This is a genomic window from Streptococcus sp. 27098_8_22 (genome assembly GCF_041432415.1).
GTDB lineage: Bacteria > Bacillota > Bacilli > Lactobacillales > Streptococcaceae > Streptococcus > Streptococcus pseudopneumoniae_M.
The window spans coordinates 88,000-101,754 of the sequence record NZ_JAPVZP010000004.1 but is presented as its reverse complement, the minus strand read 5'-3'; the positions used below and the strand labels follow the sequence as shown (position 1 = coordinate 101,754).

The following is a 13,755-nucleotide window of genomic DNA, read 5'->3' as shown; positions in this document are numbered from 1 at the left end:
TATGGAATCGATTATTGAGATAAAAGACCTGTCTTTTCGCTATCAGGCAGATCAAAAACATTATGATGTTCATAACATTTCGTTTCACGTGAAACGTGGAGAATGGTTGTCAATCGTTGGTCATAATGGTAGTGGAAAATCAACGACAGTTCGCTTGATTGATGGTTTGCTAGAGGCTGAATCTGGAGAAATTTGGATAGACGGTGATTGCCTAACTCCAGAAAATGTCTGGGAAAAAAGACGTAAGATTGGTATGGTCTTTCAAAATCCTGATAACCAATTCGTAGGAGCAACTGTTGAAGACGACGTTGCTTTTGGACTGGAAAATCAAGGAATCCCACTTGAAGAGATGAAAAAACGCGTTTCTGAAGCTTTATCATTAGTTGGGATGGCTGAATTTGCTAAAAAGGAACCAGCTCGCTTGTCAGGAGGTCAGAAACAGAGAGTAGCTATTGCAGGTGTTGTTGCTCTGCGACCAGATATTTTAATCTTGGATGAGGCTACAAGTATGTTGGACCCTGAGGGACGATTAGAGTTGATTAAGATAGTCCAGAAGATTCGCAAAGACCATCAGATGACAGTCATCTCCATTACGCATGATTTGGATGAGGTGTCCATGAGTGACAGAGTTTTGGTGATGAAAAAAGGAGAAATCGAGTCAACTAGCACTCCTAGAGAGTTATTTTCTAGATCAGATTTAGATCAAATTGGCTTAGATCAACCCTTTGTCAACCGATTAAAAGAATCACTACGTACCAGTGGCTTGAAATTATCAGAGCACTATCTGTCCGAAGAGGAGCTCGAGGAGGCTTTATGGGAATTATTCTAGACAATGTTAGTTATACTTATCAGGAAGGAACGCCCTTTGCCTCAGCTGCCTTGTCAGATGTCAGTTTGACCATAGAAGATGGTTCCTATACTGCTATTATTGGGCATACAGGAAGTGGGAAATCCACAATTTTGCAGCTTTTAAATGGTTTGCTAGTTCCCACAGAGGGAAGTGTTCGTGTCTTTGATACATTGATTACATCAACATCTGTTAATAAGCAAATTCGTCAAATTCGTAAACAAGTTGGGTTGGTGTTTCAGTTTGCAGAGAATCAAATTTTTGAGGAAACTGTCCTAAAAGATGTGGCTTTTGGCCCTCAAAATTTTGGAGTTTCTGTAGAAGAGGCAGAAGCTATTGCGCGTGAAAAACTAGCTTTAGTAGGAATCGATGAATCACTCTTTGAACGAAGTCCATTTGAACTCTCAGGTGGACAAATGAGACGGGTTGCTATTGCTGGAATTTTGGCAATAGAGCCAAGAATTTTGGTCTTAGATGAGCCAACAGCTGGTTTGGACCCAATTGGTCGAAAAGAGTTGATGACCTTGTTTAAAAAGCTTCATCAAGATGGCATAACAATTGTTTTAGTAACTCACCTTATGGATGATGTGGCCGAATTTGCTGACCAAGTTTATGTGATGGAAAAAGGGAAACTAGTTAAGGGTGGGAAACCAAGTCTTGTCTTTCAAAATGTCGAATTTATGGAAAAAATCCAATTGGGTGTTCCTAAAATCACACGATTTGCTCAAAGGCTAGTTGACAGAGGAATTTCTTTCGAACAATTGCCGATAACGATAGAGGAGTTTAAGGAGTTTATCAATGGATAATATGATTTTAGGTCGATACATACCAGGAAATTCGATTATTCATCGTCTAGATCCTCGTAGTAAGTTAGTAGCAATGATTTTATTAATCATCATCGCCTTTTGGGCCAATAATCCAATTACAAATCTCATACTCTTCATTGCAACAGGCATATTTGTCGTTTTATCAGAAGTTCCCTTATCTTTTTTTATAAAAGGTTTGCGATCTATGTTTTTTCTGATTGCTTTTACAACCCTTTTTCAACTGTTCTTTATCTCTGGCGGTGATGTCTTGCTTGAGATTGGGTTTATAAAAATTACAAGTCATGGTATTGAGCAGGCTGGAATCATTTTTTGCCGCTTTGTGTTGATTATCTTTTTCTCAACCTTGCTTACTCTGACCACCATGCCACTAAGCCTAGCAATAGCAGTTGAGTCCTTGCTTGGACCTTTAAAAAGATTTAAAGTGCCTGTTCATGAAATTGGGCTCATGTTGTCTATGAGTTTGCGATTTGTACCAACCTTGATGGATGATACGATTCGCATTATGAATGCTCAAAAGGCGCGTGGTGTTGATTTTGGAGAAGGAAATGTAATTCAAAAAGTTAAGGCTATGATTCCTATTTTGATTCCTTTGTTCGCTACAAGTTTGAAACGAGCGGATTCTCTTGCTACAGCCATGGAAGCTAGAGGCTATCAAGGTGGAAATGGACGCAGTCAGTATCGACAGTTAAATTGGATGAACAGAGACAGTATAGCGCTATTATTTGTTTGTATATTGGGTGCAATTCTATTTTTGCTAAAATCTTAGAATGTAATATAAGGTAGAGGTATGAATCGTTTTAAAAAATCAAAATATATCATTGTTCTATTTGTAGTTATACTAGTAGTTTCTGTTTTTTTAGTGACAACACAATCAAGTGCAGTTGTAACAAAAGTTGGAGATGGAATTTCATTAGTCGATAGAATAGTGCAAAAGCCTTTTCAATGGCTTTCTTCCGTAAAATCTGATTTAGGTCGTTTGACCAGAACCTATAACGAGAATGAAACTCTCAAAAAAGAACTCTATCAGATGAAGAAGGAAACGAATGAAGCAGACAGTTTGAAGGAAGAAAATGAGCAACTACGTCAGTTATTGGATATGAAGTCAAAATTGAATGCAACCAAGTTGGTTGTTTCTGATGTCATCATGAGAACTCCTGCAACTTGGAAACAAGAGTTGACAATTGATGCAGGTTCTCAACAAGGCGTGACAAGTAATATGCTTGTTATAGCTGGTGGGGGACTGATTGGAAGCGTGGGAAAGGTTGAAGAAAACTCTACTGTGGTCAACTTATTGACCAATGCGGAAAATACGGAGAAAATATCCGTTAAAATCCAACACGGTTCTACTAGTATATATGGCATTATCATTGGGTACGACAAAGAAAAAGACTTGCTTAAAATAAGCCAGTTAAATAGTAGTAGTGATATCAGTCAAGGAGACAAGGTAGTAACAGGAGGTCTGGGCAACTTTAAAACAACAGATATTCCAGTAGGGGAGGTTGTATCAGTTACCCATAGTAGTGACTATCTAACAAGAGAAGTTATGGTCAAACTCCATGCTGATCCAATGAATCTAAAAGTCGTAGAGTTAGTGGGGAACCCATCATGAGACTGTTGAAGCAGATAGGAATGTTTTTGCTCTTGCCCTTAATAATCTTAATAGATAGTCATTTAGGGCAATTTGTAAATAGTTTTTTTCCACATTTTCAAATTGTGAGCCACTTTATCTTCATCTTCTTGTTGTTTGAAACTATTGAAGTATCGGAGTATCTATTTTTAGTTTATTGCTTATTTATTGGTCTTATATACGATATTTATTTTTTCCATTTAGTAGGGATTGCTAGTCTTCTTTTTGTGATTATTGGTGCAATCATTTATAAAAATAATGCGATCATTTTCTCAAATAGATGGACTAGACTATTAGCTATTTTAATGATGACTTTCTCTTTTGAATTTGGTAGTTTTCTTCTAGCGCAAATGATTGGATTAACTGCTGAAAGTATAACAATCTTTATCGTCTATGGTCTAGTTCCATCAATGATATTAAACTGTCTCTGGATGTTAGTTTTCCAGTTTATTTTTGAAAAAATATATCTATAAGAAAGAAACAAAACTGTAATAAAGGCGTAATATTTATTAGGCCTTTTTTTGATATACTAGTATTGTCTTAAAAGAAGGAGTATTTACACTTATGAAGAAAAAAATCCTAGCATCACTTTTGTTAAGTACAGTATTAGTCTCACAAGGAGCTGTTCTTTCAAGTGTTAAAGCAAATACAACAGATGAAAAGATTGCTGCTCAAGATAGTAAAATTAGTAACTTGACAGCTCAACAGAAAGAAGCTCAAAAACAAGTAGACGAAATTCAAACTAAAGTTTCAGCTATTCAATCAGAGCAAGAAAAATTACAATCTGAAAACGAAAAACTTCAAGAAGAATCAAAAAAACTTGAAGGTGAAATCGCAGAGCTTTCAAAAAACATCGTAGCACGTAATGAATCGCTTGAAAACCAAGCTCGTAGTGCACAAACAAACGGAACTGCTACAAGTTACATCAATACGATTATTAACTCTGACTCAATCACAGAAGCTATTTCTCGTGTAGCAGCCATGAGTGAAATCGTATCAGCAAACAATAAAATGTTGCAGCAACAAAAAGAAGATAAGAAAGCTATCTCTGAAAAACAAGTTGCAAACAACGAAGCAATCAACACAGTCATTGCTAACCAACAAACGCTTGCTGACGATGCTCAAGCTTTGACAACAAGACAAGCAGAATTGAAAGTGGCTGAGTTAAATCTTGCAGCTGAAAAAGCTACAGCAGAAAATGAAAAAGCTAGCTTGCTAGAGAAAAAAGCAGCAGCAGAGGCAGAAGCCAAAGCAGCAGCGGAGGCAGAAGCAGCTTATAAAGCTAAACAAGCAAGTCAACAACAATCACTTGTAGCTTCGGCTAACACAACCTTTGCTGCCCAAGTACAAGCAACTTCAAGTTCTTCATCATCTTCATCATCAGATGAAGAATCAAGCTACACACCTGCAGCAACTACTGTAAGTCAACGACCAACTTATAGTTCAAATGCTTCAAGTTACCCTGTAGGTCAATGTACATGGGGTGCTAAGACTTTGGCTCCATGGGCTGGTGATTACTGGGGAAATGGTGGTCAATGGGCTGCAAGTGCAGCGGCTGCAGGTTTCCGTACAGGTTCTACACCACAAGTTGGAGCAATTGCTTCATGGGATGATGGAGGATACGGACATGTAGCAGTTGTTACTGCTGTTGAGTCAACAACGCGTATTCAAGTTTCAGAATGTAACTATGATGGTAGCGGAACTCAACCAATCGGAAATTATCGTGGATGGTTTAATCCTACTGCATCACGTGGTACAGTAAGATACATTTATCCAAACTAACATATTAATTATTATTAAATTTAGGGTGAGGTTTTATTAATCTCACCCTTTGTATAGTGCTGAAAAATAAATTTCATTATATAATTACTTGAACTTATTTTCTATTTTTATAATTTTTTAGTTAAAGTAAAATGAAACTTAGGGATTTAGTATGAGTGTAGCATGTTGATAAAAAAATGGTTTCTAAGGGAGTCGGTGTTGGAATTATGTTTACTTATAAAAAGAATGTTGATGTTCAAGAGTGGGATTTATTTTTAGAAAATCATCCTCAAGGGAATTTATTGCAGAGTAGTGATTGGGCCAAGATAAAGGATACTTGGGGGAATGAGAGAGTTGGATTTTATAAAGAGAATCAACTAGTTGGAGTAGCGAACATCTTAATTCAGCCTCTTCCATTAGGATTTTCCATGTTCTATATTCCAAGAGGCCCAGTTATTAATTATGAAGATAAAGAACTTCTGAAATTTGTGCTTTTAACATTGAAAAAAATGGCTAAAAAAAGCAATGCAATAATGGTTAAATTTGATCCAAGCCTTTTTATCAGTCGAAGTCTGATCGACCAAAAAACTATTCAAAATTCTAAAACTTTTGAAATTGTTGAGGAATTGCAAAAAAATAAAGTTCATTGGACAGGATTGACAAAGGATATGGCAGAAAACATACAACCTCGTTTTCAAGCTAATATTCATAAAGAAAACTTCTCGCTGGATCAACTGTCCAAATCTACTCGACAGGCAATCCGAACTGCAAGAAATAAAGGATTGGAAGTGAAATTCGGTGGACTTGATTTATTAGATGAATTTTCATTTTTAATGAAGAAAACAGAGTCTCGTAAGAATATCAGTTTACGAGGCAAAGATTATTATCAGAAGTTACTGACTACTTATCCTGATCACTCTTTTATCACACTGAGCTACTTAGATTTACCTAATAGACTGAAAGAAGTTGAGCAGCAACTGGAAAAGAATCTTAAAATAGCGCAGAAATTTACTGATAAAACGAAAGAAGGCAAAATAAAAGAGAATCAGCAAGAGAGAAAACGATTAGAGGAAGAAATTTCTTTTCTTAAGAGCCATATTGATAGAGGGGACAGTGTCGTTCCATTGTCTGGAACTTTAACCATCGAATTTGGGAAAACTTCTGAGAACTTATATGCTGGAATGAATGAGGAATTTAGACATTATCAACCTGCTATTCCAACATGGTTTGAGACTGCTCAACATTCATTTGAACGCGGGGCAGAGACTCATAATATGGGTGGAATTGAAAACAACTTAGAGGGTGGGTTATTTAATTTTAAATCTAAGTTTAATCCCACTATCGAGGAATTTGCTGGTGAGTTTAATTACCCAACTAGCTCATTGTATTTCTTGTTTAATATAGCCTATAAAATCCGTAAGAAACTTCGAAGTAGCAAGTAGAAAGTCAAAGACTTATTGGCAAGTTTAATCTTTAGTAATTGTTTTTTTGATAACATAGAGTATGAAGATATGATACTTGCTATAAAAAATATAAAGTAGATTCTTTCATATCAAAACATTTAAGTTATCAACTCGAAATATTTTGTATTTATCTGAGTCTCAACATAAGCGGTTATTGTACATTTAGCAGTAACAATTTATGTTGGGATGTTTTATATTTGAAGTTAATATATTTTTTAAAAATTTCAGTTGGGAAGTTACGTTATGAAGGAAAAACTAGCACAATTACTTGAAAAAAAGGTTCAACTATGTTATAATGTAACTTGTCGTGTAAACGATAATACTCATTCTTGATGAATTGTGAAGCTGTTGCCTTCGGGTCGTTTTGCAAGCTGAAATCAAGAAGAGGAAAAAACAAAAAGGAGAAATACTCATGGCAGTAATTTCAATGAAACAACTTCTTGAGGCTGGTGTGCACTTTGGTCACCAAACTCGTCGCTGGAACCCTAAGATGGCTAAGTACATCTTCACTGAGCGTAACGGAATCCACGTTATCGACTTGCAACAAACTGTAAAATACGCTGACCAAGCATACGACTTCATGCGTGATGCTGCAGCTAACGATGCAGTTGTATTGTTTGTTGGTACTAAGAAACAAGCAGCTGACGCAGTTGCTGAAGAAGCAGTACGTTCAGGTCAATACTTCATCAACCACCGTTGGTTGGGTGGAACTCTTACAAACTGGGGAACAATCCAAAAACGTATCGCTCGTTTGAAAGAAATCAAACGTATGGAAGAAGATGGAACTTTTGAAGTTCTTCCTAAGAAAGAAGTTGCACTTCTTAACAAACAACGTGCACGTCTTGAAAAATTCTTGGGTGGTATCGAAGATATGCCTCGTATCCCAGATGTAATGTACGTAGTTGACCCACATAAAGAGCAAATCGCTGTTAAAGAAGCTAAAAAATTGGGAATCCCAGTTGTAGCGATGGTTGACACAAACACTGATCCAGACGATATCGATGTAATCATCCCAGCTAACGATGACGCTATCCGCGCAGTTAAGTTGATTACAGCTAAATTGGCAGACGCTATCATCGAAGGTCGCCAAGGTGAAGATGCTGTTGCAGCAGTTGAAGCAGAATTTGCAGCTTCAGAAGCTCAAGCAGACTCAATCGAAGAAATCGTTGAAGTTGTAGAAGGCGACAACGCTTAATTCATAATAAATAGTAATTACCTAGGAGGGCGGGGCTTAGCCCAGCTCTCCTATTTTTAAAAATATAGGAGAATCAAAATGGCAGAAATTACAGCTAAACTTGTTAAAGAGTTGCGTGAAAAATCTGGTGCTGGTGTTATGGATGCTAAAAAAGCATTGGTTGAAGTGGAAGGCGATATCGAAAAAGCGATTGAATTGCTTCGCGAAAAAGGTATGGCAAAAGCAGCTAAGAAAGCTGACCGTGTTGCTGCAGAAGGTTTGACTGGTGTTTATGTTGACGGTAACGTTGCAGCAGTTGTTGAAGTAAATGCTGAAACTGACTTCGTTGCGAAAAACGCTCAATTTGTTGAGTTGGTAAACGCAACAGCTAAAGCAATCGCTGAAGGAAAACCAGCTAACAACGAAGAAGCTCTTGCTTTGACAATGCCTTCAGGTGAAACTCTTGAAGCAGCTTATGTGTCTGCAACAGCGACTATCGGAGAAAAAATCTCATTCCGTCGCTTTGCTTTGATTGAAAAAACAGATGCACAACACTTCGGAGCATACCAACACAACGGTGGACGTATCGGTGTTATCTCTGTAATCGAAGGTGGAGACGAAGCACTTGCTAAACAAATTTCAATGCACATCGCTGCTATGAAACCAACAGTTCTTTCATACAAAGAATTGGATGAGCAATTTGTTAAAGATGAGTTGGCACAATTGAACCACGTTATCGACCAAGATAACGAAAGCCGTGCAATGGTTGGTAAACCAGCTCTTCCACACCTTAAATATGGTTCTAAAGCTCAATTGACTGATGAAGTCATCGCTCAAGCTGAAGAAGATATCAAAGCTGAATTGGCAGCTGAAGGTAAACCAGAAAAAATCTGGGACAAAATCATCCCAGGTAAAATGGATCGCTTCATGCTTGACAACACTAAAGTTGACCAAGCATACACACTTCTTGCACAAGTTTACATCATGGATGACAGCAAGACAGTTGAAGCTTACCTTGAATCAGTTAACGCTTCAGTAGTTGAGTTCGCTCGCTTTGAAGTTGGTGAAGGTATCGAAAAAGCTGCAAACGACTTTGAAGCAGAAGTTGCAGCTACAATGGCAGCAGCCTTGAATAACTAATAAAAAAGTAAGGAAGCAAATCAGCTTCCTTTTCTTTTGTTGGAGGGGGATTCAGAGGTTTATTTTAAAAGGTAAACAAAAAGCCCTATACAAGGGCTTAGTTATACTTCAAACTCATAGAGAGCTGTAGATAGGTAACGCTCACCGTTATCTGGTGCGAGAGCAAGGACTTTTTTTCCTGCTCCAAGTTTTTTAGCAACTTCAATTGCTGCATAGATAGCTGCTGCAGAAGAAATACCTACCAAGAAGCCTTCTTTTCCGCCAATCTCACGACCAAGTGCGAGAGCATTGTCTGAGGTTACGCGAACGATACCATCATAAGCTTCTGTATCAAGTGTTTCTGGGATGAATCCAGCAGAGATACCTTGAATTTTGTGAGGTCCTGGTTTTTCACCTGATAAGATTGCTGATTCATCTGCCTCAACTGCAAAAACTTGAATGTTTGAATTAGCCGATTTAAGAGCGTGAGAGACACCTGAAATAGTTCCTCCAGTACCAACACCAGCAACAAAGGCGTCTAAACCATCAGCTCCGAAATCAGCTAGAATTTCAGCTCCTGTTGTTCTTTCGTGAACTTCTGGGTTAGCTTGGTTATTAAACTGTAATGGTAGGAAACCATCACGCTCAGCAGCAATTTCCTGCGCTTTTGCAATCGCACCTTTCATTCCTTCGCTACCAGGAGTGAGGACTAGTTCAGCTCCATAAGCTTGGATAATTTTACGACGTTCAACACTCATGGTTTCAGGCATAACGATAACAACTTTATAGCCTTTAGCAGCACCAACCCATGAAAGTCCGATACCAGTATTTCCACTTGTTGCTTCCACAATAGTAGAACCTGGTTTAAGTTTACCTTCTTGTTCTGCTTTTTCAATCATACTTAGGGCGATGCGGTCTTTAACGGATGATCCTGGGTTAAAAGCTTCAAGTTTTACATAAACATCTGCTGCACCTTCGGGTACAATGTTGTTTAATTTAACAATCGGTGTTCTACCGATGAGTTCTGTGATGTTGTTATAAATAGCCATATAAGCACCTCTTTATATAAGATGCTACTAGTATAACGCTAACTTTAACTTTTGTAAAATATAGAAATCCTATCGGAGTGATAGGATTTCTTTATATCAGTGATTCAAACCGTTAATATTCAAACGATTGTGATAAGCTAATTCAAACAGATAAGTGTATAGAGGTATGATATCTGTTTTCTTTGGAAATTCAAATTTGTGAGAATTAAAAAGTTCATTGTGAGATTTTAAAAAGGCATTTTCTAAATAAGTAATCGTAATCTCGCTATCATCAATCCCAAGTCCAGCAGTTTCCATCTCAACATTAACGATGTTCATGAGGAAAATTGATTTGATAGACATCTTCCGTCCGGTTGCCCCTTGTTTATCTGTAAAGATGATTCGGATATTTGTAAAGATAATTGAGTCACGAATGAGTTTATATCCGCTTTGAATTTCTTCATTTTCTAATAAATATTGTCCAAACTCCTTGGTAAGAGCTTCTTTACTTTGCTCACTGAAGTTTCCAGCGAGTCCCTGAATTAATCTTCCAAAAACCATATGATATTTCCTTTCTTTACGATAGGTTTACAGGTGCTTCAACTTCACGTAAACCTTTGTCAGTTAGAATAACTTTTCCATTGAAAAATTCAATGAGATCAGCCTTGATACTGTCTTTCTTTTCTTTATTAATGAAAATCATAGTGTCAACTTGATCTGTAAAGTTTGTCTCTAATTCTATGAGATTATGCTCTTTAAGAAAATTTCCATATTCTTGATACTGGGCATAGGTCATGTGAATCTGTATCCCTGCCTGCTCTTTGATTTCAATAATGCCAATTTCTTTAACTGCTAGGGCAACACTACCAGCATAAGCGCGTATCAAACCACCAGCCCCTAGTTTAATACCACCAAAATAACGAGTAACTACCACACAGACATTAGTAAGGTTGTGATTCTCCAGAACTCCTAGCATAGGAACACCAGCAGTTCCACTAGGCTCTCCGTCATCACTGGTTCGCTTGATTTCACTACGTTCACCGACAATAAAGGCAGAGCAGTTGTGGGTTGCTTTATAGTGTTCTTTTTTGATAGCTGTGATAAAATCACGAGCCTCTTCTTCACTATAGACACGCTTGGCATGACAGATAAAGCGTGATTTTTTAATTTCTTCTTGGACTTGACCGTCCTCTTTTATAGTTCTATATTCCATATTTTTATTGTACTAAAAAATAGCGTAAAGTTCTACATTTTACGAATAAAGAAATATGAAAGTCAATCCAAATTACCTCGGTCGCCTTTTTACGGAACAAGAATTAAGTCTTGAGGAGAGACAACTAGCAAAACAAATTCCATCCATAAAAAAAGAGAAGGGCCAACAATATTGTCAGCGTTGTGGTAGTCAGATACAAGAAGCATGGCGTTTGCCTGTTGGTGCTTTTTATTGTCGAGAATGCTTGATTATGAAGCGAATAAGAAGTGATCAAAAACTCTATTACTTTCCGCAAGAATGTTTTCCCAAGCAAGATGTACTCAAATGGTCAGGTCAACTGACTCCATTTCAAGAGCAGGTATCACAAGGACTTCTTCAGGCGGTAGATAAGAAGGAGGCCACCTTGGTACATGCAGTCACAGGAGCTGGTAAGACAGAGATGATCTACCAAGTTGTCGCTAAGGTGATAAATCAGGGTGGAGCTGTTTGTCTGGCCAGTCCACGAATTGATGTTTGTCTAGAGCTCCATAAACGATTACAAAATGATTTTGCATGTGAGATTGCACTACTACATGGGGAGTCGGATCCGTATTTTCGTACACCTTTAGTTGTATCAACCACTCACCAACTATTAAAATTTTATCAAGCTTTTGATTTATTGATTGTGGATGAAGTGGATGCCTTTCCTTATGTTGATAATCCAGTGCTTTACCATGCTGTCAATAATTGTGTAAAGGAAAATGGATTGAGAATATTTTTAACAGCAACGTCAACAGATGAGTTAGACAGAAAAGTTAAACAAGGGGAGTTAAAGCGTCTCAGTTTACCACGTCGCTTTCATGGAAATCCTCTCATTGTTCCCAAGCCAATCTGGTTATCGCATTTTAATAAATATTTAGAAAAAAATGGCTTACCTCCAAAATTAAAACTTTACATTGAGAAACAGAGAAAGACTGCCTATCCCTTACTAATCTTCGCATCTGAAATAAAAAAGGGAGAAAAGCTAAAAGGAATTTTGCAGGAGAAATTTCCAAATGAGAAAATAGGCTTTGTATCTTCAATCACAGAAGACCGATTAGAGCAGGTACAGGCCTTTCGAGATGGCGAGTTGACGATATTAATAAGCACAACTATATTAGAGCGTGGAGTTACCTTCCCCCGTGTAGATGTTTTTGTGGTGGAAGCCAATCATCAACTCTTTACTAAGTCAAGTTTAGTACAAATTGGTGGGCGGGTTGGAAGAAGCATGGATCGTCCTACTGGAGAACTTATATTTTTCCATGATGGACTCAATCAGTCCATTAAGAAAGCCATAAAGGAGATTAAACAAATGAATCAGGAGGCAGGAGTATGAAGTGTTTATTGTGTGGTAAAAGCTTGCAAACAGAGATAACTTTTACTAACCTGCTCTGTTTTAAAAAGGAGGAGGAACTAGTATGTGAATCCTGTATTTCGTCTTTCGAGAGTATTGCTGGTAATCATTGTCCTAGTTGTTTTAAAAAAGGGGTGTCAATTATCTGTCAAGATTGTCAATTTTGGTGTAAAAAAGGTGTAAAGGTTGATCATGTGGCTCTTTATTCCTATAATCAGGCAATGAAAGAATATTTTAGTCGCTATAAATTTGATGGTGATTATCTTCTTAGAAAGGTATTTTCTGAGATATTGCAAAAAGAGTTAAAGAAGTATAAGGACTATCAGATTGTGATTGTCCCTCTGAGTGACCAGCGTTTTAAAAGCAGAGGCTTTAATCAAGTTGAAGGTTTGATAATGGAGACAGGGTTAACATATCTGGATATTTTGGTTAAAAAAGAAGTGGAGGCTAGTTCTTCAAAAAATCGATCGGATCGCTTACTTGCAGAATTTCCCTTTTTATTGAAAGATGGAGTGAAGCTTCCAGAAAATATCTTACTATTTGATGATATTTACACGACTGGAACTACCTTGAATCGTCTTAAAAGTATGTTTTTAGAGGCTGGATGTCAGAATATTAAAACTTTTTCCCTCGCAAGATGAGGAAAAAGTTTGCAAAAAAAATATGAAAGCGTTATAATATAATTAGAAAAACAAAAATGTTTAGAAAGAAGGTACTTATATGATTAAATATAGTATCCGTGGTGAAAACCTAGAAGTAACAGAAGCAATTCGTGATTATGTAGTTTCTAAACTCGAAAAGATCGAAAAGTATTTCCAACCAGAGCAAGAGTTGGATGCACGTGTGAATTTGAAAGTTTACCGTGAGAAAACAGCAAAGGTTGAAGTAACAATTCCACTTGGATCTATTACTCTTCGTGCAGAAGATGTTTCTCAAGATATGTATGGTTCTATCGATCTTGTAACAGATAAAATTGAACGTCAGATTCGTAAAAATAAGACTAAAATCGAACGTAAGAATAAAAATAAAGTTGCGACAAGTCAACTCTTTACAGATGCTCTAGTTGAGGACTTAGATGTAGCACAACCAAAAGTTGTTCGTTCAAAACAAATTGATTTGAAACCAATGGATTTGGAAGAAGCTATCTTACAGATGGATTTATTGGGACATGACTTCTTTATCTATGTAGATGTTGAAGATGAAACAACAAATGTTATTTATCGTCGTGAAGATGGAGATATTGGTCTTCTAGAAGTTAAATAATCAAAAAAATTAGTCTTTGAAAGTGGTTTACACTAGTGTAAACCACTTTTTAGTTTGGATG

General features: G+C 37.1%; 15 protein-coding genes. 12 read left to right on the top strand and 3 right to left on the bottom strand.

Annotated elements, in window-relative coordinates; translation table 11 throughout:
- Position 1: 1 nt before the first annotated feature.
- The 9 genes from O3633_RS06470 (at position 2) to tsf (ending at position 8,839) form a co-directional block, all read left to right on the top strand.
- Complete coding sequence (locus O3633_RS06470; protein ID WP_371620775.1) at positions 2-829, top strand: energy-coupling factor ABC transporter ATP-binding protein; 828 nt, start codon at positions 2-4, stop codon at positions 827-829.
- On the top strand, positions 814-1,653 hold the full coding sequence (locus tag O3633_RS06465) for an energy-coupling factor transporter ATPase (protein ID WP_371620774.1): 840 nt from the start codon (positions 814-816) through the stop codon (positions 1,651-1,653). The genes O3633_RS06470 and O3633_RS06465 overlap by 16 nt, the downstream gene beginning before the upstream one ends.
- Complete coding sequence (locus tag O3633_RS06460; RefSeq protein WP_371620773.1) at positions 1,646-2,440, top strand: energy-coupling factor transporter transmembrane component T family protein; 795 nt, start codon at positions 1,646-1,648, stop codon at positions 2,438-2,440. Before O3633_RS06465 ends, O3633_RS06460 begins: the two co-directional genes overlap by 8 nt.
- Before the next feature lie 21 nt (positions 2,441-2,461).
- Complete coding sequence (gene mreC, locus O3633_RS06455) at positions 2,462-3,283, top strand: rod shape-determining protein MreC (protein ID WP_371620772.1); 822 nt, start codon at positions 2,462-2,464, stop codon at positions 3,281-3,283.
- Entirely contained in the window at positions 3,280-3,774 is a 495-nt protein-coding gene (gene mreD, locus O3633_RS06450; protein ID WP_371620771.1) for a rod shape-determining protein MreD, read from the top strand. The genes mreC and mreD overlap by 4 nt, the downstream gene beginning before the upstream one ends.
- 91 nt (positions 3,775-3,865) lie before the next feature.
- Entirely contained in the window at positions 3,866-5,083 is a 1,218-nt protein-coding gene (gene pcsB / locus O3633_RS06445) for a peptidoglycan hydrolase PcsB (protein WP_049530367.1), read from the top strand.
- 206 nt (positions 5,084-5,289) lie between these two features.
- Positions 5,290-6,504: an aminoacyltransferase gene (locus tag O3633_RS06440; RefSeq protein WP_371620794.1), complete on the top strand. Its 1,215-nt coding sequence runs from the start codon at positions 5,290-5,292 to the stop codon at positions 6,502-6,504.
- 433 nt (positions 6,505-6,937) lie between these two features.
- Positions 6,938-7,720, top strand: coding sequence for a 30S ribosomal protein S2 (rpsB, locus tag O3633_RS06435; RefSeq protein WP_000268462.1), 783 nt, complete (start codon positions 6,938-6,940; stop codon positions 7,718-7,720).
- Between the two features lie 78 nt (positions 7,721-7,798).
- Positions 7,799-8,839, top strand: coding sequence for a translation elongation factor Ts (gene tsf / locus O3633_RS06430; protein ID WP_371620770.1), 1,041 nt, complete (start codon positions 7,799-7,801; stop codon positions 8,837-8,839).
- A 101-nt stretch (positions 8,840-8,940) separates the two neighbouring features.
- Here the strand turns inward: tsf and cysK are convergent, their stop codons facing one another.
- From cysK to O3633_RS06415, 3 genes are all read right to left on the bottom strand, one after another.
- On the bottom strand, positions 8,941-9,867 hold the full coding sequence (gene cysK, locus O3633_RS06425) for a cysteine synthase A (protein ID WP_371620769.1): 927 nt from the start codon (positions 9,865-9,867) through the stop codon (positions 8,941-8,943).
- Between the two features lie 96 nt (positions 9,868-9,963).
- Complete coding sequence (locus O3633_RS06420; protein WP_371620768.1) at positions 9,964-10,407, bottom strand: PH domain-containing protein; 444 nt, start codon at positions 10,405-10,407, stop codon at positions 9,964-9,966.
- 16 nt (positions 10,408-10,423) lie between these two features.
- Positions 10,424-11,059, bottom strand: coding sequence for a YigZ family protein (locus O3633_RS06415; RefSeq protein WP_371620767.1), 636 nt, complete (start codon positions 11,057-11,059; stop codon positions 10,424-10,426).
- Between the two features lie 55 nt (positions 11,060-11,114).
- Here O3633_RS06415 and O3633_RS06410 point away from each other — a divergent pair, with 55 nt between their 5' ends.
- The 3 genes from O3633_RS06410 (at position 11,115) to hpf (ending at position 13,694) form a co-directional block, all read left to right on the top strand.
- On the top strand, positions 11,115-12,413 hold the full coding sequence (locus O3633_RS06410) for an ATP-dependent helicase ComFA (RefSeq protein WP_371620766.1): 1,299 nt from the start codon (positions 11,115-11,117) through the stop codon (positions 12,411-12,413).
- Positions 12,410-13,072: a ComF family protein gene (locus tag O3633_RS06405; protein WP_371620765.1), complete on the top strand. Its 663-nt coding sequence runs from the start codon at positions 12,410-12,412 to the stop codon at positions 13,070-13,072. Before O3633_RS06410 ends, O3633_RS06405 begins: the two co-directional genes overlap by 4 nt.
- A gap of 79 nt (positions 13,073-13,151) precedes the next feature.
- Positions 13,152-13,694: a ribosome hibernation-promoting factor, HPF/YfiA family gene (hpf, locus tag O3633_RS06400; protein WP_371620764.1), complete on the top strand. Its 543-nt coding sequence runs from the start codon at positions 13,152-13,154 to the stop codon at positions 13,692-13,694.
- The last annotated feature ends 61 nt before the right edge of the window (positions 13,695-13,755 follow it).

What these genes read in the sequence shown, in the direction of transcription:
- mreD (WP_371620771.1), top strand. Translation starts at nt 3,280, where the DNA reads ATGAGACTGTTGAAGCAGATAGGAATGTTTTTGCTCTTGCCCTTAATA.
- cysK (WP_371620769.1), bottom strand. Translation starts at nt 9,867, where the DNA reads ATGGCTATTTATAACAACATCACAGAACTCATCGGTAGAACACCGATT.
- O3633_RS06415 (WP_371620767.1), bottom strand. Translation starts at nt 11,059, where the DNA reads ATGGAATATAGAACTATAAAAGAGGACGGTCAAGTCCAAGAAGAAATT.
- O3633_RS06410 (WP_371620766.1), top strand. Translation starts at nt 11,115, where the DNA reads ATGAAAGTCAATCCAAATTACCTCGGTCGCCTTTTTACGGAACAAGAA.
- rpsB (WP_000268462.1), top strand. Translation starts at nt 6,938, where the DNA reads ATGGCAGTAATTTCAATGAAACAACTTCTTGAGGCTGGTGTGCACTTT.
- O3633_RS06460 (WP_371620773.1), top strand. Translation starts at nt 1,646, where the DNA reads ATGGATAATATGATTTTAGGTCGATACATACCAGGAAATTCGATTATT.
- hpf (WP_371620764.1), top strand. Translation starts at nt 13,152, where the DNA reads ATGATTAAATATAGTATCCGTGGTGAAAACCTAGAAGTAACAGAAGCA.
- pcsB (WP_049530367.1), top strand. Translation starts at nt 3,866, where the DNA reads ATGAAGAAAAAAATCCTAGCATCACTTTTGTTAAGTACAGTATTAGTC.
- O3633_RS06440 (WP_371620794.1), top strand. Translation starts at nt 5,290, where the DNA reads ATGTTTACTTATAAAAAGAATGTTGATGTTCAAGAGTGGGATTTATTT.
- O3633_RS06465 (WP_371620774.1), top strand. Translation starts at nt 814, where the DNA reads ATGGGAATTATTCTAGACAATGTTAGTTATACTTATCAGGAAGGAACG.
- O3633_RS06405 (WP_371620765.1), top strand. Translation starts at nt 12,410, where the DNA reads ATGAAGTGTTTATTGTGTGGTAAAAGCTTGCAAACAGAGATAACTTTT.
- O3633_RS06470 (WP_371620775.1), top strand. Translation starts at nt 2, where the DNA reads ATGGAATCGATTATTGAGATAAAAGACCTGTCTTTTCGCTATCAGGCA.
- mreC (WP_371620772.1), top strand. Translation starts at nt 2,462, where the DNA reads ATGAATCGTTTTAAAAAATCAAAATATATCATTGTTCTATTTGTAGTT.
- O3633_RS06420 (WP_371620768.1), bottom strand. Translation starts at nt 10,407, where the DNA reads ATGGTTTTTGGAAGATTAATTCAGGGACTCGCTGGAAACTTCAGTGAG.
- tsf (WP_371620770.1), top strand. Translation starts at nt 7,799, where the DNA reads ATGGCAGAAATTACAGCTAAACTTGTTAAAGAGTTGCGTGAAAAATCT.